The 18,351-nt window shown below is 67.9% G+C and carries 18 protein-coding genes, 1 tRNA gene and 1 other RNA gene; 8 read left to right on the top strand and 12 right to left on the bottom strand.

The genetic code is table 11. The features are described from left to right. Positions 1-139 precede the first annotated feature (139 nt). Positions 140-1,330, top strand: coding sequence for a hypothetical protein (locus T8K17_RS03930; RefSeq protein ID WP_322333201.1), 1,191 nt, complete (start codon positions 140-142; stop codon positions 1,328-1,330). Positions 1,331-1,339: 9 nt separating this feature from the next. Here the strand turns inward: T8K17_RS03930 and T8K17_RS03925 are convergent, their stop codons facing one another. Beyond that, positions 1,340-3,094 carry an FAD-dependent oxidoreductase gene (locus tag T8K17_RS03925; protein ID WP_322333200.1) on the bottom strand — a complete coding sequence of 585 codons (1,755 nt, stop codon included), beginning with the start codon at positions 3,092-3,094 and terminating at the stop codon, positions 1,340-1,342. Between the two features lie 159 nt (positions 3,095-3,253). Between T8K17_RS03925 and T8K17_RS03920 the strand changes: the two genes are divergently transcribed. Then, a tRNA-Arg gene (locus tag T8K17_RS03920) sits at positions 3,254-3,330 on the top strand. A gap of 8 nt (positions 3,331-3,338) precedes the next feature. On the opposite strand, the gene T8K17_RS03915 is transcribed toward T8K17_RS03920, so the two are convergent. After that, positions 3,339-4,157: a helix-turn-helix transcriptional regulator gene (locus T8K17_RS03915; RefSeq protein ID WP_322333199.1), complete on the bottom strand. Its 819-nt coding sequence runs from the start codon at positions 4,155-4,157 to the stop codon at positions 3,339-3,341. Positions 4,158-4,279: 122 nt separating this feature from the next. Between T8K17_RS03915 and T8K17_RS03910 the strand changes: the two genes are divergently transcribed. Both T8K17_RS03910 and T8K17_RS03905 read left to right on the top strand, forming a co-directional pair. Continuing rightward, on the top strand, positions 4,280-4,669 hold the full coding sequence (locus T8K17_RS03910) for a hypothetical protein (protein ID WP_322333198.1): 390 nt from the start codon (positions 4,280-4,282) through the stop codon (positions 4,667-4,669). Positions 4,670-4,671: 2 nt separating this feature from the next. Continuing rightward, complete coding sequence (locus tag T8K17_RS03905) at positions 4,672-4,992, top strand: DUF1330 domain-containing protein (protein ID WP_322333197.1); 321 nt, start codon at positions 4,672-4,674, stop codon at positions 4,990-4,992. 7 nt (positions 4,993-4,999) lie between these two features. Here T8K17_RS03905 and T8K17_RS03900 read toward each other — a convergent pair whose 3' ends face one another. Both T8K17_RS03900 and T8K17_RS03895 read right to left on the bottom strand, forming a co-directional pair. After that, the gene (locus T8K17_RS03900) at positions 5,000-5,197 is read right to left on the bottom strand and encodes a hypothetical protein (RefSeq protein ID WP_322333196.1); all 198 of its coding nucleotides are present in this window, start codon (positions 5,195-5,197) and stop codon (positions 5,000-5,002) included. A 58-nt stretch (positions 5,198-5,255) separates the two neighbouring features. Further along, on the bottom strand, positions 5,256-6,047 hold the full coding sequence (locus T8K17_RS03895) for an enoyl-CoA hydratase-related protein (RefSeq protein ID WP_322333195.1): 792 nt from the start codon (positions 6,045-6,047) through the stop codon (positions 5,256-5,258). A 485-nt stretch (positions 6,048-6,532) separates the two neighbouring features. Between T8K17_RS03895 and T8K17_RS03890 the strand changes: the two genes are divergently transcribed. Then, positions 6,533-7,417, top strand: coding sequence for a matrixin family metalloprotease (locus tag T8K17_RS03890; RefSeq protein ID WP_322333194.1), 885 nt, complete (start codon positions 6,533-6,535; stop codon positions 7,415-7,417). Positions 7,418-7,431: 14 nt separating this feature from the next. On the opposite strand, the gene T8K17_RS03885 is transcribed toward T8K17_RS03890, so the two are convergent. The 4 genes from T8K17_RS03885 to T8K17_RS03870 form a co-directional block, all read right to left on the bottom strand. Next, entirely contained in the window at positions 7,432-8,100 is a 669-nt protein-coding gene (locus tag T8K17_RS03885; protein ID WP_322333193.1) for a glutathione S-transferase family protein, read from the bottom strand. A 65-nt stretch (positions 8,101-8,165) separates the two neighbouring features. Continuing rightward, positions 8,166-10,544 (bottom strand): mechanosensitive ion channel domain-containing protein, encoded by a 2,379-nt coding sequence (locus T8K17_RS03880; protein ID WP_322333192.1) that lies wholly within the window; start codon positions 10,542-10,544, stop codon positions 8,166-8,168. An 81-nt stretch (positions 10,545-10,625) separates the two neighbouring features. Further along, positions 10,626-11,975, bottom strand: coding sequence for a CoA transferase (locus tag T8K17_RS03875; RefSeq protein WP_322333191.1), 1,350 nt, complete (start codon positions 11,973-11,975; stop codon positions 10,626-10,628). 4 nt (positions 11,976-11,979) lie between these two features. Further along, on the bottom strand, positions 11,980-13,416 hold the full coding sequence (locus T8K17_RS03870) for a helix-turn-helix domain-containing protein (protein ID WP_322333190.1): 1,437 nt from the start codon (positions 13,414-13,416) through the stop codon (positions 11,980-11,982). Positions 13,417-13,642: 226 nt separating this feature from the next. Here T8K17_RS03870 and aceA point away from each other — a divergent pair, with 226 nt between their 5' ends. Then, positions 13,643-14,941: an isocitrate lyase gene (gene aceA, locus T8K17_RS03865; RefSeq protein WP_322333189.1), complete on the top strand. Its 1,299-nt coding sequence runs from the start codon at positions 13,643-13,645 to the stop codon at positions 14,939-14,941. Positions 14,942-14,955: 14 nt separating this feature from the next. Beyond that, positions 14,956-15,159: a hypothetical protein gene (locus T8K17_RS03860; protein ID WP_322333188.1), complete on the top strand. Its 204-nt coding sequence runs from the start codon at positions 14,956-14,958 to the stop codon at positions 15,157-15,159. Positions 15,160-15,302: 143 nt separating this feature from the next. Here the strand turns inward: T8K17_RS03860 and T8K17_RS03855 are convergent, their stop codons facing one another. The 4 genes from T8K17_RS03855 to eda all read right to left on the bottom strand — a co-directional run bounded on the left by T8K17_RS03855 (position 15,303) and on the right by eda (position 18,093). After that, positions 15,303-16,079 carry a sulfite exporter TauE/SafE family protein gene (locus T8K17_RS03855; protein ID WP_322333187.1) on the bottom strand — a complete coding sequence of 259 codons (777 nt, stop codon included), beginning with the start codon at positions 16,077-16,079 and terminating at the stop codon, positions 15,303-15,305. After that, positions 16,076-16,627, bottom strand: a complete 552-nt coding sequence (locus T8K17_RS03850) for an N-acetyltransferase (protein ID WP_322333186.1) — start codon at positions 16,625-16,627, stop codon at positions 16,076-16,078. The genes T8K17_RS03855 and T8K17_RS03850 overlap by 4 nt, the downstream gene beginning before the upstream one ends. A gap of 223 nt (positions 16,628-16,850) precedes the next feature. Then, positions 16,851-17,378: a PAS domain-containing protein gene (locus tag T8K17_RS03845; protein ID WP_322333185.1), complete on the bottom strand. Its 528-nt coding sequence runs from the start codon at positions 17,376-17,378 to the stop codon at positions 16,851-16,853. Positions 17,379-17,463: 85 nt separating this feature from the next. Next, entirely contained in the window at positions 17,464-18,093 is a 630-nt protein-coding gene (gene eda / locus T8K17_RS03840) for a bifunctional 4-hydroxy-2-oxoglutarate aldolase/2-dehydro-3-deoxy-phosphogluconate aldolase (protein ID WP_322333184.1), read from the bottom strand. A gap of 132 nt (positions 18,094-18,225) precedes the next feature. Between eda and ffs the strand changes: the two genes are divergently transcribed. Beyond that, an RNA gene (ffs, locus tag T8K17_RS03835) (signal recognition particle sRNA small type) lies at positions 18,226-18,316 on the top strand. Positions 18,317-18,351 lie beyond the last annotated feature (35 nt).

The raw sequence follows: 18,351 nt of genomic DNA, 5'->3' as shown, positions 1-18,351 counted from the left end.
CCGTATCCAGGATACCGCCCGCGGCGCCCGGCGGGCATTCCGCTCTCGACCTGTGACGGTTCGATTGCGCCGTCCGCCGGCCGGGGATACTGTTTCGCCATGACGCCATCCGGTCTTCAGATAGCGGGCGGATCCGGCCATGGCGGCTGAAGACCATGCTCTGCGCGAGACGCTCGCTTCCGGCGCCAGCCGCATCTTCAACGTGGCTGCCATCACGCGAAAGCTGGAAACCGTCCGCGGCGAAACCGAGACGTTTCTTTTCGGTCACCGCAGCCTGAACGACGCCGTCTTCATCAAACGCCCCAAGGACGCCGCCTCGCCGAACCGCTCCGGCGCGGTGCAGGCGAATACCGCCGAGATCCTGGAGAACGGCGCGCTGAAGACCGTCACCTTCGACCTGACGCCGCGGGTCGAGAAGGGGGACATCGCGACCTTCCTCTACATTCCGTTCGACGTCGACGACATCGCCGGCGGCGGCAACAGCCTGGACCTGAGCGTGTATCGCGGCCGGGCGGAGGCGCTGTTCCATCTCACCGGTTTCCGCCAGGACGAGGAGGGGCGGGCGATCGCCCGCGACCGTCGGCTGATCGAGCTGATCGAGGAGCTGCCCTCCCTCGACCCGTTCCTGCTGCGCGACCGGCTGGAGACCGACGGCATCAAGGCGCCGGAGGCCTATTTCGAGATCTCGGAGAGCGAGTTCCAGGAGATCAAGAAGTACATTCTGGGCAAGTTCAAGCCGATTACCACCCGGGTCGTCGATCCCACCTCGCCCAAGGCTGCCGAGGTCGCCGAGCAGTTCATCCTGAAGCTGTGGCAGGGCAAGGACCTGGACTATCTCGCCCCGATCACCCAGGTCTTCCGCATCGACCCGGAGCAGGCCGGGGAGATCTACTACTCCTGGAAGGGCGTGACCTATTACGAGTTCCAGTACAAGCGCGGCCAGCGCACCCTGCTCGGCTTCGCCGACTGGCTGCACACCAAGGGCGCGGTGCCGTCCCACTACGTGAAGGCTTCGGTCCGCCAGGAGCTCGAAGCCAAGGCGCGCCAGGTGGCCGGCGCCTTCGCCCGGCACCTGAAGAACAGTTCGGAGATCCTGCGGATCTACAACCAGGCCTACGAGGATCTGTTCGTGCGCGGCGGCGACGCCCGGCCGTTCATCGAGTTTCTGAAGGATTCCAGCACCCTGTTCTGGGACATCGCCGCGTCGATCTCGGCGATGAATCACGGGGTGGCCGTCTGGCGTCAGCACACCGCCAAGAGTACCGACGGCAAGCTGGCGGCCGACGACCTCACCCGCCTTCTGGCCCTGCTCGACCGGGTGATTGTCTGACCGGTCGGGTCAGGCGGTGTCGGCCAAGTGGTTGCCGATCACATAGCCGAAGGTCATCGCGGGCCCCAGGGTGATGCCGCCGCCGGGATAGTTGCCGCCCATGATCGACGCATTGTCGTTGCCCACCGCATAGAGTCCCGGGATCGGCCTGCCGTCCGGGCCGACCGCCTGGGCATTGGCGTCGGTCTTGATCCCGGCGAAGGTGCCCAGGTCCCCCGCCACCACTTCGACCGCGTAGAACGGCGGCGTGTTGAGCGGGTGGACGCAGGGGTTGGGCTTGATCTCCGGATCGCCCTGGAAGCGGTTATAGGCGGTGGAGCCCTTGGCGAAATCCGGATCCTCGCCGCCGGGACCGAAGGTGTTGAACCGGGTGATCGTCTTCTCGAAGGTCTCCGGGTCCACGCCGATCGCCCGGGCAAGCTCGACCGCCGACCGGTCGCGCTTCAGATAGCCCGAGTTCAGATACGGCGTCAGCGGCAGCGGAAAGGGCTTGGCGAAGCCCAGGCCGTATTTGCGGATCGCCCGGTGGTCGGTGACCAGCCAGCCGCGCGCCTCTCCCGGCGTGCCGTCGCAGGCCTTGACCAGGGCCTGGACGAAGTCGTGGTAGGAATTGCCCTCGTTCACGAAGCGCCGGCCGTCCGGTGCGACGGCGATCACGCCCGGCTTGGCCCGGTCGATGAAGTGCGGGAAAACCCCGACCGACCCGTCCGGCCAGGGGACCTTGGAGACAGGGACCCAGGCCGCCGCGTTCGGCAGGCTCTCGTCCAGGCTCGCGCCCGCCGCCTCGGCCAGCCGCAACCCGTCCCCCGTATTGCCCGGCGGGGCGGGGGAGTGGTGCTCGGCGCCGGTCGGGGCATGGGGAAACAGCCGTTTGCGGCGGTCGGGATCCTGCGGGAAGCCGCCGGAGGCCAGGACGACCCCGCGACGGGCGGCGATCGTGATCCGCTTCCCCGCGCGCTCCACCACAGCACCGGTCACCGCCCCGTCGCCGTCCACCACCAGCTCGACCGCCGGGGCCGAGGTCCACAGCCGCACGCCGCGGTCGAACGCTGATTTCGCGAGCCGGCCGGCGAGCGCGTTGCCGTTGGTCAGCCGCATGGACCGGCCCTTGGTCGCCACGTCGAAGAAATGACTGACCAGCCGCTTCGCCACGAAACCGGCCGAGGTCAGGGATTTGGTGACGTTGAAGAAATGCAGCAGCTCCTTGCCCGAGCCGATCATCATGCCGAGCACGGTGATTTCCTTCAGCGGCGGACGCAGCCGCTTGACCTCGTCGCCGAGGCGCCGTCCGTCGAACGGCGCGGCGCAGATCGACCGGCCGCCCTCCATGCCGCCGGGGACGGTCGGGTGGTAGTCGGAGAAGGCGGTGCCGGTAATGAAGTCGACCTCGGTCTGCTTCTCGAAGAAATCGACCATCTTCGGGCCGTTCTCCAGAAAGGCGTCGACCCGCGCCGGGTCGAAATGGTTGCCCGCCTCATGCTGCAGGTAGGTGCGGGCGGACTCGATGCTGTCCTGGATGCCCTCCCGGGCCGAGGGGCCGTTGCAGGGAATCCACAGCCAGCCGCCGGAGCGCGCGGTGGTGCCGCCGAACACAGGCTCCTTCTCGACCACCAGCACGCTCAGCCCGCGATGGGCGGCGGTGACGGCGGCGGACAGCCCGCCGGCCCCGGAGCCGATCACCAGAACGTCGACGGTCTCGGACGGGGCTGCGGCGGCAGCGGGCACGGCATCGGAGGCCGGTCCGGGCGAGGACTCGGAAGTCATGTCGGCGTTTCCCTGTTCAGTCTGTCGGCTTTTTGTTGGGAAAAGAGTGCGCCAGCCGCCGGATCCCGGCAACCCGCCTCGACCAAGCGGCCCGGTTCATCGGCCGTTGCACGCGGCTCTTGCCTAAACCGCTCGGGACCATTAGGTTCCGGCCGAGTCGCACCCGTAGCTCAGCTGGATAGAGTGCTGCCCTCCGAAGGCAGAGGTCACAGGTTCGAATCCTGTCGGGTGCGCCATTCCCCTCTCATCTTCGTCCGCTGTCTCGACCGTCCATCAGGGCGGCCGCGGTTTCGTCGTCGGCCGGGAAGAAGGCCTCGATGGCCAGTTCCGACAGCGTGATGTCCAGCGCGGTGCCGAAGACAGTCGTCGTGCTAAGGAACGACAGAATCCCGCCCGCCGTCCGCAGACGGAACGGGACGGCGACCCCCGCAAGCGCAGGGGCGGAGCCGCGGCGATGCGGGGCCGCGCCCGGCGGGGTCGGATAGGTGCGCAGCTCCTCGAGCAGGGCCGTCAGGACCGGGTCCGCTGTCAGGCTCACCTGCTCGGCCAGACGGTGCAGCACATGGTCCCGCCATTCCCGGAAATTGACGATCCGCCCGCCGAGCCCGTCCGGATGCAGGCTGAGGCGCAACACGTTCACCGGTGGGGTCAGCAGGCCTGGATCGACCCCGTCCAGTAAGCCGAAGACCGCCGCATTGGCGTGCACCAGGGTCCAGTGCCGGTCGATCGCCAGGGCCGGAAACGGGGCGTGGCGTTCCAGGATCAGTGCGACCGCCTTATTCGCCGCCGCCATCGCCGGATCGTCCTGGCCGCGGGCCTGGAACACCGGGGCGTAGCCGGCGGCGACAAGAAGCTGGTTGCGCTCGCGCAGGGGCAAGGCGAGGCGCTCCGCCAGGCGCAGGATGATGTCGCGGCTGGGCGTGCTGCGGCCGCTCTCGATGAAGCTCAGATGTCGCTGGGAGACCTCCGCATCGGCTGCTAGCGCGAGCTGGCTGAGCGACCGGCGGCGGCGCCAGTCGCGCAGCAGCGGACCGAAGGTCGGGGCGGAGACGGTGCTGTTCATGGCGCAACCCTAGCCCCGCACCGCAGGACCGCCAATTACCTGGGAGGTAATCGACGGGCTTCGCTCGGCGGCGAAGGATGCGCGCACCCCATCCGGGGCGCGATGCAACCACGGAGCCTGTCATGCCAAACGATCGACCCACCCTGTCCCTTCGCCGCGTGCTCTATCTCGACGCCGCCACCTGCCTGGCCCTGGGCGCGGGTCTCGTCACCGCGGCACCGACGCTTGCCGGCCTAACCGACATTCCCTCGGCATTGCTGACCTATGCCGGCGCGGCGCTGATCCCGCTGGCCCTGGTCATCGCCGCCATCGGCCGCTGGATGCTGGGCAGTCCGGCCGTCTGGCTGGTGATCCTGGGCAATGCCGCCTGGGTCGCCGGGAGCCTGGCGCTGGTCGGCGGCGCGATTTCCCCCAACCTGCTCGGCGCGGCCTTCATCCTGGTCCAGGCGGCCGCGGTCTGCGGGCTCACCTGGCTGGAGTTGACCGCGTATCGCGCCATGGGGAGGGCGTGACCATGGCGGCCTATGCCATCGCCCATCTCGCCGGTGTCGAGCTGGGCCCGGAGATCGTCGCGTATCTCCGGCAGATCGACGCCACACTGGCGCCGTATGAGGGGCGCTACCTGATCCATGGCGGCCGGGCGGAGGTACTGGAGGGCGCCTGGGAAGGCGATCTGATCGTGATCGGCTTTCCGGACATGGGCCGGGCCCGCGCCTGGTACGCGTCGGAGGCATATCGGCGGATCCTGCCCCTGCGCACCGGCCACTCACAGGGGAGTGTCATCCTGATCGACGGCGTCGCCGACGGGCATCGGGCGACGGATATCCTGGGCTAGCCGCCGATCACCAGATCCCGAACCAGACGCCGATCCCATGGATGATGGCGATCGGGAAGAAGATCGCCCCGGCGATGAGGAAGCCCCAGGATTCCTCGGTGAAGCAGGTGTAGAGGTGCTGGAACCACGCGGCGACGCCGACCAGCAGCACGAACAGGGCGGTGAAGATACCGATGACGCCGGTCTGGATGATTCGATCGATCATGGAGGTCCCATATGTGGCCGTTGCGCAGGGATAACGCGCCAGCCGCCCAACGGCTCCCTCACGGCGTTCCGCGATAGGTCGGGACCCGTTTGTTGAGGAAGGCGTCCAGACCCTCCTGGGCGTCCGGCTCGACCGAGGCGGCGGCGATGGCCGCCCCCTCCTTCTCCATCTGGGTCTCGAACGGGGTATCGAAACTGTCGATCAGCAGGCGCTTGGCCCGGCCGAACGAGCGGGTCGGCCCGGATGCCAGGCTGCGGGCGGTCTCCTCGGCCTTGGCGAGCAGCGCATCGTCGGCGACGGACGCGGTCGCGATCCCCCATTCCACCGCCTCGGCGGCGGACAGGCGGCGGTTCGTCAGGGTCAGTTCCTGGGCGCGGCGCAGCCCGACCATCCGGGGCAGCAGGAAGGTCGAGCCGCCATCCGGCGAGAGGCCGGCCGCCGTGTAGGCCATCGTGAATTTCGAGCTCTCCGCCGCGTAGACCAGGTCGCCCAGCAGCGCCAGCGACAGCCCTGCTCCCGCCGCCGCACCTTGGACCGCGACCACCAGCGGCGCGTCCATCCGCGCCAGGGTGGAGCACGCGGCATGCAGGTAGGCCGTGGTCTCCTTGATCAGGGCGCCGACGCCGGGCCCGGCTTCCTTGAAGGTCTTCAGGTCGCCGCCGACGCAGAAATTCTTGCCCGCCCCGGTCAGCAGCACCGCCCGCACCGCGCCGTCGGTGGAACAGCGCACCGCCGCCTTCATCAGCGCCAGTCCCATGTCCGGCGTGATGGAATTGCCGGCATCGGGCCGGTTCAAGTTCAGGCGGGCAAGCCCATCCTCCAGCGAAAACGTTACGAGCGTATCGGTCACGGGGTCGCCTCCCAGCGCTTATGGTTGGCCGCAGAGTAACGGCATTGACGCGGGGGCGGTCAAACGGGATTGCGCGCCGGTGGTTCAGACCAGGGCGAAGGAGATCTCGTCGGTCGTGACGCCGATCAGGGTGACCGAGGCGCCCAGGCGGTGACGACGCCCTCTGCCGCGCTCCAATTGACGACCGGATGCGTTGGAAAAGTGGACGTTCGAGACCTGCTCCCATGTGTCGAGGCCGGACCAGATGAACTCCCTTTAGGCGTCGCTGAAATCTTACAGGAGCTCGACTTTGATGGTGACCTGTCCGTCGCTGTTGCTCTGTCCTTATCGTTAGAAACGGCGTTCAGAGGCGCGGGATAGTGACAGGAAGATTCGCGTTAAGCGGGAAATGCGGATAGAATGACCCTGAAAATAATGCGGGTGAAGGGCTGACTCTCTCGACCCATGCCGAAAGGGTGGGCGTCCACGCAGGGGAGGATACGACGATGACGATCACCGCACTTTTCGACCGGGACGGCGATGGTATCTGCACCGTGTCGGTGAGTCTGGACGACAGTTTCACGGTCGCGCAGAAGGAGTCGATCTATACCGCCCTCGATACATGGGAGGCGCTGACCAATGTCGACTTCTCGACCCATGGCACGGGTGCCGAAAACAGCCTCAGCTTCACGAGCGCCGGGATCGACAATGTCTTCGGCATCTGGGCATACGCCCTATACTGGGGCGAGGTGGTGTATGACGTCGACGATATGAATCGGATCGAACCGGAGATTTTCACCACCCTGTCGATCCACGAGGTCGGGCATATCATCGGTCTGGAGCATGAGAGCAACGATAGCGTGATGATTCACGCTATCCGCAACGCCGCGAGCGTGCCGACCGACAAGGACATTGCCAATCTGGAGTCGATCTACGGTGAGAAGCGTACGGACCTCCCGGCGACTGCCCAGTCAGGCGGTGACGGAGCGCAGGAGGTCATCGGCAATGCAGGTTCCGACATTCTCTACGGCAACCGGGGGACGGATACATTGATGGGCCGGGCTGGCGACGACAGCCTTTATGGCGGGCAGGACGACGACACGCTGGTTGGCGGTGACGGCGACGACAGTCTGTTCGGCAATCTCGGGAACGACGTTCTCTCCGGCGGCATGGGGGACGATGTCTTCACCGGCGGCGCAGGTTCGGACCTGTTCATCGTCGGGCCCGGCCAGGACACGATTTCCGACTTTTCGGTGGGTGAGGGCGACCGGCTGAGTGGCACGATGCTGCGGGCGACCGACGCCAGCGACGGCGTCACCCTATGGCTCGACGACGGGACGGTGAAGCTGATCGGTCTCGGCTCGGGAGACCTGGACTCGATCTTCGTCTGACGCGCCCGGCCTGCTCAGAAATCCAGGTCCGCGTAGTGGCCCACCGGGCGCAGGCCGGGGACGGCGTCGGCCAGCAGGGAGCGGAAGGCCGGGCGGGACTTCACCCTTGCGTACCACTCCTTGGCCTCCGGCGCGTGGTCCCAGGGCACGTCGCCCAGATAGTCGACGCAGGACAGGTGGGCGGCGGCGGCGAGATCGGCCAGGGAGAACTTGTCGCCGGCGAGCCAGGTCCGGCGCTCCGCCAGCCAGGCGATATAGGCGAGATGGATCTGCAGATTGGCATGGCCGGCGCGGATCGCGGAGCTGGACGGCTCGCCGATGCCGAGGAACCGCTTCATGACCTTCTCGCCGACCAGCAGGTCGGTGACCTCGCGGTCGAACTTGCGGTCGAACCAGGAGACCAGCCGGCGGATCTCCGCCCGGTCTGCGATGGTGCCCGGCAGCAGCGGCACCGTGTCGTCGCATTCCTCCAGGTATTCGGCGATCGCCTGGGAGCCGGCTATCGTGCTGCCGTCGTCCTCCACCAGGACCGGAACCTCGCCGGCCGGATTGATCGCGAGGAATTCGTCTCGGCGCTCCCAGACCGGCTCGGCGCGCAGATGCACTTCCATGCGCTTCTCGCCCAGGACCAGACGGATGAGACGGGACTGCGGAGAGAGTGCCAGATGATACAGGGTGCGCATGGACCGGGAGGAAACGCGGCGAAGGTCAGGAGTTTAACAGGTCGGGCAGGGCCGGCGCTACAGCGCTAGGTGCGGCCCACCCCATCGTCGCTTTCCGGCGGCGGGTCGGTGGCCGGTTGCTTCGGCGGGGTGACCTCCTCGACCGTGGCGTCGGGCGGCGGTGCGATCTGCCTGGCGGCCTCTTCGGCCTGCAGGGTGATATGGGCCGGCGGCGCCTTGCCGGCCGCGTCGACGCCGAAATAGACCGTGGTGTGCGGGAACGGGATCTCGATGTTCTCCGCATCGAACCGCTTCTTCAGGCGGCGCAGCATCTCGCGCTTCACGCCCCATTGCTTGATCGGCGGGGTCTTGATCCGGCAGCGGATGATCACCGCGCTGTCGGCCAGCTCGTTCACGCCGAGGATTTCGATCGGATCGAGGAACAGGGCCTTCCAGGCCTCGTCGGCCTGCATCTCGTCGGCGACCTCCTTGATCACCTCGCTGACCCGGTCGGTATCCTCGCGATACGCCACGCCGACATCGAGCAGCGCGTAGGAGAAGTCCTTGGTCAGGTTGATGACCGAGGTCACGTCGCCGAACGGGATGATGTGGACCGACCCCTCCAGGTCGCGCAGCCGGATGGTGCGGATCGACATGTCTTCCACCACGCCGGTATGGCCGCCCGCCGTGATCACGTCGCCGACCGCGACGGTGTCTTCGATCAGGATAAACAGGCCGGTGATGACGTCGCGGACCAGTGCCTGGGAGCCGAAGCCGATGGCCAGGCCGACGACACCGGCACCGGCGAGGAGCGGGGCGATGTCGATGCCGAGTTCGGAGAGCACGATCAGGCCGCCGAACACCACCAGGGCGACCAGCACCGCGCGCCGCAGCAGGGGCAGCAGGGTCTTGGTCCGGCTGCTCGCCTCGCGCGGGCTGCCGTCGGAATTCGTGCCGGACAGGGCTCGGGCGATGCCGCTGGCGGTGAGTTCCCAGATCACGATGCAGACGATCAGCACCAGGATGATGGTGCCGGCCGAGCGCAGCACCGCCGTCTGGGTCTGGGCGTCGAGCGCGCTGATGACCCCGGCGTTCCAGCCTTCCAGAATGGCGACCGCGGCGACGATGAAGATGACGATATCGACCGCCTTCTTCAGGGTCGGGCGATAGAGGTTGGCGCGCTTGCGCAGGCCCGGAAACCGTTTCTCGAGTTCCTCGTCGACAGCGAAGAGGCGATCCAGCAGCTTGTTGGCGATGTGCTGGGCGGTGAGGGCGATGGCGACGGTGACGATCGTGATGACGGTGGCGCGGAGCATGAACAGGAACCCGTCCTGCGCACCGGAAACGAAGATCCCGAAGCCGACCAGGATGTACAGGCTCGCCAGCAGGTTCCAGATATCGGCGAACCGGCGGCGCACGACGCTCTTGCCGCCGCCGCGGATCACCTCGCGCACCGTGGGACGGAGCTGGGTCACGAGGATCAGCAGCATACCGGTCATGACGGCCGCCGCGGCAACCTCCAACGCGTGGGATCCGACATAGCCGGCGCCCAGCGGCAGGGCGGTCTGCGAGATCACGTAGCCGATCACCCCGACCGCGGTGAGGCGCATGACCCAAAGATAGAGATAGGCGGCCATCTCGTCCCCGACCCGGAAGATTCTGAGATGGGGGGCGAAAGGCGCCAGGATGAGCCTGGCCAGCACGCCGATACCGGTATGGACGGCAATCGCCTGGATCACCACAAGCGCGATCTGTTCGGCCTGATAGCTGCGCGGCACGACCACCAGGGCCGCCCAACCGGCGCCGAGCACGGCGGCGACCGTGAACGCCTCCAGGACGGTGCGGAAGAGCGCGGTGAAGACCTTGGCCTGGATCGTAGGAACTTCGGCATTGCGCAGACGTTGGATCGTTCCGCCCAGGGCGAGGCCGGTGAGCCAGCGGGCGATCAGCGCCACCAGTATCGGAAATCCGAGACCGACGGTGGCGATCTCGATCCAGAACTTCCGGCGGTATTCGACATTGATCTGGTCGTCCAGCCACTCCGGCAGGTCGCGGATGGCGATCACCGCGTCCCACACTTCGGAGAACACGAGCTGCACCCGCTCGCCCTGATTGACCACCGCATCGGAAAGCTGGTTGCTGAAGGAATGGCCGTCGTCTTCGGTTTCCTTGGCGCCTTCGCCGGGGCGACGGGCGGTGCCTGCGGCGTTGTCGGTCCCGCTCCTCTGGGCTTCGAGCAGGGTACGCAGGTCGCTCAGGAGCTGCGCGCGCCGTTCGGGGTCCTCCAGGGTCTGGATCAGCTGCCGCAGGTCGGCCGCCGTCTCAGGCGCTTTCTCCTCCGGGGTCGTCGCTTCCTGGGACCCGGAGGAGCCGGATCCGGTCGCAAGGCCGGGCATCTGGGCGGAGACGGGAGGCGCAGCGAGAAGAGAGGCGGCGAGGGCCAGGCAGGCGATCAGGAGGCGCATGGACGGTCCGAGACTAGTCAGGATGCCCCATAAATTAACGTTCCTGGCCCCAGGTCAACCATGGAGGCGAGATTCGCCGGCCTACCAGGACGGCGGCGACGACCGCAGGTTGGTTGCAGGCCGGTCGTAGCGCATCGCGCAGCCGGCGATCGTAACCGGCGGTTTCAGCCGCAGCGCCGGGCCTCGTCCGGTGCTCTCCGGCTCGGGCCAGGAGTCGGCCGGGCCGCGCGGCGCCAGGGGGCCGTCCCGTTCCGTCGGATCGTTGTCGGTCACCAGCTTGGCCGAGCGGGCCAGCGAGGTCCGGGCGCGCAGGACCCTGCCGCTGGTCCGCCGTTCGGCGATCCCGCGCAGGGCGGCGATGGCCATGAGGTAGCCGGTGGCATGGTCCAGCGCCTGGACCGGCAGCGGCACCGGCTTGTCCGCACCCCGGCGGACCATGCCGGCATGGGCGATGCCGCTCGACATCTGCAGCAGGCTGTCGAAGGCCCGGCGGGTTTTCCACGGCCCGCTCCAGCCGTAGGCGTCCAGGGACACGTCGATCAGGGCGGGGTTCAGCGCCCGGCGCTTCGCGACGCCGAAGCCGATATTCTCCAACGCGTCGCTGCGGTAGCCGTGGATGAACAGGTCGGCCTCCGACAGCAGCCGGGCGAAGGTCTCGCGGTCGGCCTCTTTGGTCAGGTCCAGGCCGGTGCAGCGCTTGCCCAGCGTCATGTCGGGCTCCAGCAGCGGCTCCTCCCACCAGGGCGGGTCGACCCGCAGCACGTCGGCGCCGAACCCGGCGAGGAACCGGCCGCAGGCGGGGCCGGCCAGCACACGCGTGCAGTCCAATACCTTCAGCCCGGCGAGCGGGCGGGCCGGATCGACGTCGCGGCCGTCGGGCGTGCCAGGTGTCCAGTCCATGTGGATCAGCGGTTCGGCATTGACGGCCATGCCCTGGGGATGCGCCTTCCAGGCTTCGATGGAGCGCATCTCCGCGGCACAGCCGTTCTCCGCCACCACGGCATCCTCCAGCGCCTTCGCCTCCCATCGGGCGACGGCGGGGGCCATGGCGGCACGGTCGGCATGGTCGCCGAGGACCCGCTGGGCGGCGGCGCGGTGGTGCGGTGCGTTGGTGTGCAGCCGGATCCAGCCGTCCTTGGTCGGATAGTCGCCGGCGATCGAATCCCAGATGCCCGGAATGTCCCAGCCCTGGGGCTCGAAGGTCAGGTCGTACCAGAACGAGGCCTGACGCCGGTCCACGGTCACGTCCGGCGCGGACCCGGTCGTCTGAGCGATCAGCCGGGCGACTTCCACCGATGCCGCCCCGATGGTCGCGGTCGCCAGGTCGGTCACGGCGAAGACCGACGGCAGGCCGCCCTCGCCGGTGACGGCGAAGGATGCGGGTTCGTCATCGCCGAGGGCCCCGGCAATGTGGTCGAGAAATCCATCCATGTGTCTACCTCGCGAAGTCGAAAGGCTGGGTCCGGCGCATGCTGTCGTCGATGCGCAGGCGGTGGTTGACCGGCGGATGCGCCCGCTGGGTGCAGTCGAGCCGCTCGCAGACGCGGCAGCTCACGCCGGCCGGGGTGGCCGCCGGTTTACGCTTGGGGTCGTGGCCGTCGGCATAGAGCAGGTGCTTGGCCTCCTTCCATTCGCAGCCGAGCGCGATGGCATAGCGCGGCTGCAGAGGATCCCGCCCGCCGCCGCTGACGTCCAGGGTGCGGGCCAGCAGGAACAGGGTCGTGCCGTCGGGCAGGCCGGCCACCTGGGTCTGGATCTGGCCCGGGGTGCGGAAGGCGTCATGCACCGCGAGCCGGGGACACGTGCCGCCGAACCGGGCGAAATGATAGCCGCCGCCGGACAGCCGCTTGGAGATGTTGCCGGCATTGTCGATCCGCAGGAAGAAGAACGGTACCCCGCGCGCGCCCGGCCGCTGCAGGGTGGTCAGCCGGTGGCAGACCTGCTCGAAGCTCGCCCCGAAGCGGCGGCGCAGCAGCTCCACGTCGTAGCGCAGCTCCTGCGCCGCTTTCAGGAACGGGGCGTAGGGCATCATCAGGGCGCCGGCGAAATAGGCGGCGAGCGTCGCCCGCAGCAGACCCCGCGCCTCGTCGCCGGACAGGCCCGCCCGATCGACCAGATCGTCCAGCAGGTCGCGCTCGGTGATCAGGACGAACTGGACCGCCAGGTTGAACACCCGCCCGGAGCCGAGCAGCGCCTCGGAGATCAGGATGCGTCGGCGGTGGTGGTCCCAGCGGCGCAGGGTATCGCCCATGACCTCCACCGGCATGACCCGCACGCCGATGCCGTGATCGCGCTCGATATGGTCGCGCAGACCGGCGAACAGGGCGTCGCGGTCGAGCTTGGCGGCGTCCCAGACCTGCTCGGCCAGCCGCTCCATCGGGTCGAAATAGTTGTTCTCGGCCTGGAGGAAATCTCGGACCTCTTCGACCGGCGCCACCGACATCGACGCTTCCAGACCGCCGTCGCCGCCCTCGCGATGGGCCAGCGCCTGGGCGGTGTCCCAGAGCTGGCGGTACGCCCGATAGAGGCTGAGCACGCCCTGGGCGGCGGCGGGGGCGGCTCCGACCAGCTCGCGGATTTCCCGGTCGGACACCCGCTGGCCCTCGAACAGGGTGTCGCCGAACACCTCCGACAGGCCGGCGGCGAGCCGCTGGTCGTCATCCTCGGCGAAGGCCTTCAGGTCGATCTCGAAGGTCTGGCCGAGTTTGAACAGCAGCGGCACGGTCACCGGCCGCTGGTTGTGCTCGATCAGATTGAGATAGCTGGGGGAAATGCCGATCTGGGCCGCCATTTCGGTCTGGCTCAGCCCGGTATCCATTCTGAAGCGCCGGACTTTGTGGCCCAGCATGGCCTTGCGATCGAGGCTTTCCATTCCCCTTGGTCCGCATCTTGTCGGGAAGACAGTCTAGATCGCTCTTTTTGCAGATGCGAACACTTTACGAATTTTACAGGAACAGGCGGATTGGATTTACGCCTGTTACATATTTACTCTTTTTCAAACAACATCTTATGGACCCATTCCAGAGCCTGCTCCTACGGTCTCTTCACATTGCGACGCAGCAGAAGACGTCGCAGGACCGAGGAAGAGGATCGAAGGCATGACCAGTTTCGAGGACCATACCCAGGCCGGGCTCGGCCGTTTCGACAATGTGCGGCGCGACTACGCCATGGCCGATGTCGCCCGGCTGGCCGGCTCGGTGCGGGTCGAGCATACGCTCGCTCGGCGCGGGGCCGAACGGCTGTGGCATCTGCTCAACACCGAGCCCTACGTGAACACGCTCGGCGCGCTGACCGGCAATCAGGCGATGCAGCAGGTGAAGGCCGGGCTGAAGGCCATCTACCTGTCCGGCTGGCAGGTCGCCGCCGACGCCAACAGCGCCGGGGCCATGTATCCCGACCAGAGCCTGTATCCGGTCAATTCCGGCCCGGAGCTGGTGCGCCGGATCAATAACACCTTCATGCGGGCCGACCAGATCCAGACGATGGAAGGCGATGGGGACACCGATTTCTTCGCGCCGATCGTCGCCGATGCGGAGGCCGGGTTCGGCGGGGCGCTCAACGCCTTCGAGCTGGCCAAGGCCTATATCGAGGCCGGCGCGGCCGGCATCCATTTCGAGGACCAGCTCGCCTCGGAGAAGAAATGCGGCCATATGGGCGGCAAGGTGCTCATCCCGGTGCAGCAGCACATCGCCACCCTGAACGCCGCCCGGCTGGCCGCCGACGTCATGGGCGTGCCGACGCTGATCATCTGCCGCACGGACGCCGAGAGTGCGAAGCTCATCACCTCCGACGTGGACGAGCGCGACCATCCGTTCCTCACCGGCGAGCGGACGGCCGAAGGCTTCTATCGGCTGAAGGACGGCACCAGCTTCGAGCGCTGCGTCGCCCGCGGCCTCGCCTACGCGCCCTATTCCGATCTGCTGTGGATGGAGACCTCCACCCCCGATCTCGACCAGGCGCGGCGCTTCGCCGAGGCGATCCGATCGCAGTTCCCGGACCAGATGCTGGCCTATAACTGCTCGCCCTCCTTCAACTGGGCGGCCAACCTGGACAAGGACGACATCGCCCGGTTCCAGCGCGAGATCGGCGCCATGGGCTACAAGTTCCAGTTCGTGACCCTGGCCGGGTTCCACAGCCTGAACCACGGCATGTTCGAGCTGGCCCGCGGCTATGCCCAGCGCGGCATGGCGGCCTATTCCGAGCTGCAAGATGCCGAATTCGCCAGCGAGGCGAACGGCTACACGGCGACCCGCCACCAGCGCGAGGTGGGCACCGGCTATTTCGACGCGGTCTCCGTCGCCATCAAGGGCGGGGCCTCGTCCACCACCGCGCTGGCCGACAGCACCGAGGTCGCGCAGTTCCGCAAGCAGTCCGCGCTTCAGACCGCGGCCGAGTGAGAGGAGGACACGTCATGTCGAAACATCGCTATTGGGTGATCGGCGGCGAGTACGCCAGCACGGCCTTCGACCGGGTGGTGGAGGGGACCGAGCGGATCCTGGGGCCGTATCGCTGTCCGCAGGAGGCGCATAAGGCCTGGGAGGAGGTGGCGGTGGAGACCCGCAGCATTTGCCTCGCCCGCTTCACCATCGTCCAGGAGGGCGCGCGGGCGGCGTGAGCGTTGCGCAATCCCCCTCCCTATTCCGACTTCCCGGACTTGATCCGGGATCTTGTCCCGGACGCCCGGTTCAGGGTCCCGGCTCGCTCCCCGCCTCGGGCGGGGACCGTCCGGGAAGTCGGGTTATTTTTTGGGGTAAGGGCCTAGAGCACGCTCTTGGCGATCGCCACGACGGCGAGCACGGTCAGCAGTACCAGCGCGGCGCGCTTCACATGGGCCGGGTCGGCGATGCCGTAGAGATGCCGGCCGCCCAGCACCGCCAGTTCCACGATGGGTACCAGGACCAGGGCGCGCCATCCGACGGACTCGGTGATCAGCCCGAACCAGAGCATCGCCGCCAGGGCGGCCAGGTCGCTGAACAGGAAGAAGGCGATGGAGGTCGCCCGCAGGGTCGCCACCGGCAGCGGCGACGACAGATAGAGCAGGATCACCGGCGGGCCGGGCATGCCCATGGTGCCGGACAGGAACCCCGCCGCCATGCCGGTGCCGGTCAGCAGCGGCGCCGCCGGCGGCCGCGCCATCTGGAAGCCGCGGGCGATGATCAGCACGGCGATCAGCACCATCACGCCGATCGCCAGCCGCATGGTCTCCGCGTCGAGCGACGACAGCAGCCAGGCGCCCACAGGGATCGCCGGCAGGGCGCCGAGCACCAGGAAGGACACCCCGCGCCGGTCCACGTCGTGGCGTACCGAGGGCAGCATCCGCACCCCGGCCAGGATGTCGAGCAGCAGGGCGATGGGCACGATCTCGACCGGCGCGATCACCAGGCTGGTCGAGGTGACCACGATCAGCGGAAAGCCGAAGCCGGTGAACCCCCGCACCACGCCTGCCACGATGCAGGCACCGACAACCGCCGCCCAGATCGGGCCGCTCCATCCCAGAAAGACGGTGTGCTGAAGGTCGCCGAGGAGTCCGCTCACCCGGCTGCCCGGAGCGCGGTCACGTCACCGGCTCCTCGAACCAACCTCCAGGGCCGGATCGGCCGCTTCGCCTTGCGGGCGAGCGCATCCAGGGCGCCGGCCTTCAGGTCGCGGACCTGCAGCCAGCCGGCCTTGAGCGGCCCCGGCATCTCGAAACCGTAGGGCGGGGCGGGCTCGAAGCTGAAGGGCGTGTAGTAGGACGGCTCGCCGGAGACCAGGCAGAGGTCCCAGCCGCCGTCGCGCGCCGCCTGCAGCCCGTGGGACACCAGCGCGCGGCCGATGCCCTGGCCCTGCATGGTCGGGCAGACGGCGAGCGGGCCGAGCAGGACGGCGGAGACATCCTTGCCCACATCGACCTGCCAGAACCGGATCGTGCCCAGCACCCGCCCGTCCATCGGATCGTCGGCGACGAAGGCCAGGCCCTCGGCAACCGGACCCTGACGCAGACGCCAGACGGTGCGGCCCTTGCGGTCGGTGCCGAAACCGAGATCGTTCAGCGTCTCGACGGCGGAAATGTCGGCGGGAAGTTCGGCGCGGATATGAAACATGGCGATGACCTGATCCGGAGAGGGCGTCGAAACCCCGTTCCGGTCGGCCGGCACGGGGGCGTTCAGATGCTGGGAAGCACCTGTCGTCGTCGCTCCAATCGGGTATGCCGGTCGTTCATAGGTCTGTTCCCATGTGAGACTTTTGCAAATACAGCAATCCCGGGTGAGCTGCTACAGCATTTTCGCCGGGCCAGCATTGCACTTGGCGCGCGTTGCAGAATCGTCACTTGCGGACCAGGACGGCCCTGGCGTTCTCCACCGGCGCGGTCCCCGGCACGATCACCATCGGGTCGGTGCGCCGACCCTCGCGGCTGTTCGGCCAGGTCTGGACGACGAGGACCTGGGTGACCGGCCCCCGATCCGTGGCGCCGATCGGCAGCATGAGCCGCCGGGTCCACAGGAAGCCGCCCGCGTCCCAGCGGAACCGGCTCGCGGTGAAGACGGGCAGCCAGTGCTCGATCGCCATGGCGAAGGCGGTTTCCAGATAGTCGCGGTAGTCGCCGGTGAAGATCTCGTCGGACCGGCGCCCGGCGAAATTCGTGCCCCACCGGTTGACCATCTCATCGCCCACCACCCGGTAGCGGACCCGTCCCTGCGGGGACACCACATCGGCGAGAATGAGGTAGGGGAAAAGGTGAGGCGGTATCCGGACAGGATCGATCTCTGTTCGGGTCGGTAACCCGTCAGGCGGTTGGCTGTCGGACCAGAACGTCAACGCCGACGCCAGGATCGGATCGTCGTCTACTCGCATTGGCTACGCTCAAACATTGCGTAGGGTCACGGTACGCCCTTATTGCCGTCATCAAAAGGATTGATGGGATCGGCCGCAGAGGCTGTCATCCATTCAGCTCCGCGGCCGCCGCCGCACTGGCGCGGACGGCCGTCCAGTCGCGGCGGCGGATGGCATCGCTCGAGGCCGGGAAGCTGCCGCCCACACAGAGCACGTTGGGCAGGGCGAGATACCCCTTGGCATCCGCCTGGCCGATACCGCCGGTCGGGCAGAACCGGAGATCGGGCAGGACCGGCTGGATCTGCTGCAGGGCGGCGGGGCCGCCGGAGGTCTTTGCCGGGAAGAACTTCAGCGTGTCGAGCCCGGCGCGCCGCGCGGCCATCGCTTCCGAGACGGTCTGGATCCCCGGCAGCAGGGGCAGGCCGGCGGTCCGGCAGGCATCGACCAGCGCCAGATCCAGGCCGGGCGAGACGGCGAACTGCGCACCCGCCGCCAGGACATCGGGAATGCGGTCCGGGTCGAGCAGGGTGCCCACGCCGGCGATCATCCCGGGCACTTCCGCGCGGATCGCCCGCACGGCGTCCAGCGCCGCCGGGGTGCGCATGGTGACTTCGATCACCGTGATGCCGCCGTCCATCAGGGCGCGCGCCAGGTCGGGGCCGGTCGAGGCATCCTCGATGGTCACGACCGGAATGACCGGGCCCCGTGTCAGGATATCGCGTACGGCAAGGCTCATGGCTGCCCTCTCGGCTTCTGTCGTCCGTCTTGCCGTCCACGATAGGGGGCGAGCGGACGCAACTCAAGGTGACCGGTCCGGTGGACGCCGTCCTTGCGTCACCCCCCGGCGACACCCTATATGGGGGGCGGAAGGCTGGCGCGGACGGGCTCCTCGCCAACCCGGTCAGGTCCGGAAGGAAGCAGCCGTAACGAGTTTCGGTCCGGGTCGCTGCCAGTCTTCCACCTCTCTCCCGCGTCATATGCTTCGAGCTTCCGG

This window comes from Thalassobaculum sp. OXR-137 (assembly GCF_034377285.1).
Classification (GTDB): Bacteria; Pseudomonadota; Alphaproteobacteria; order Thalassobaculales; family Thalassobaculaceae; genus Thalassobaculum.
The sequence above is the reverse complement of the archived record's forward strand: the minus strand, read 5'-3'. Positions and strand labels throughout refer to the sequence as shown.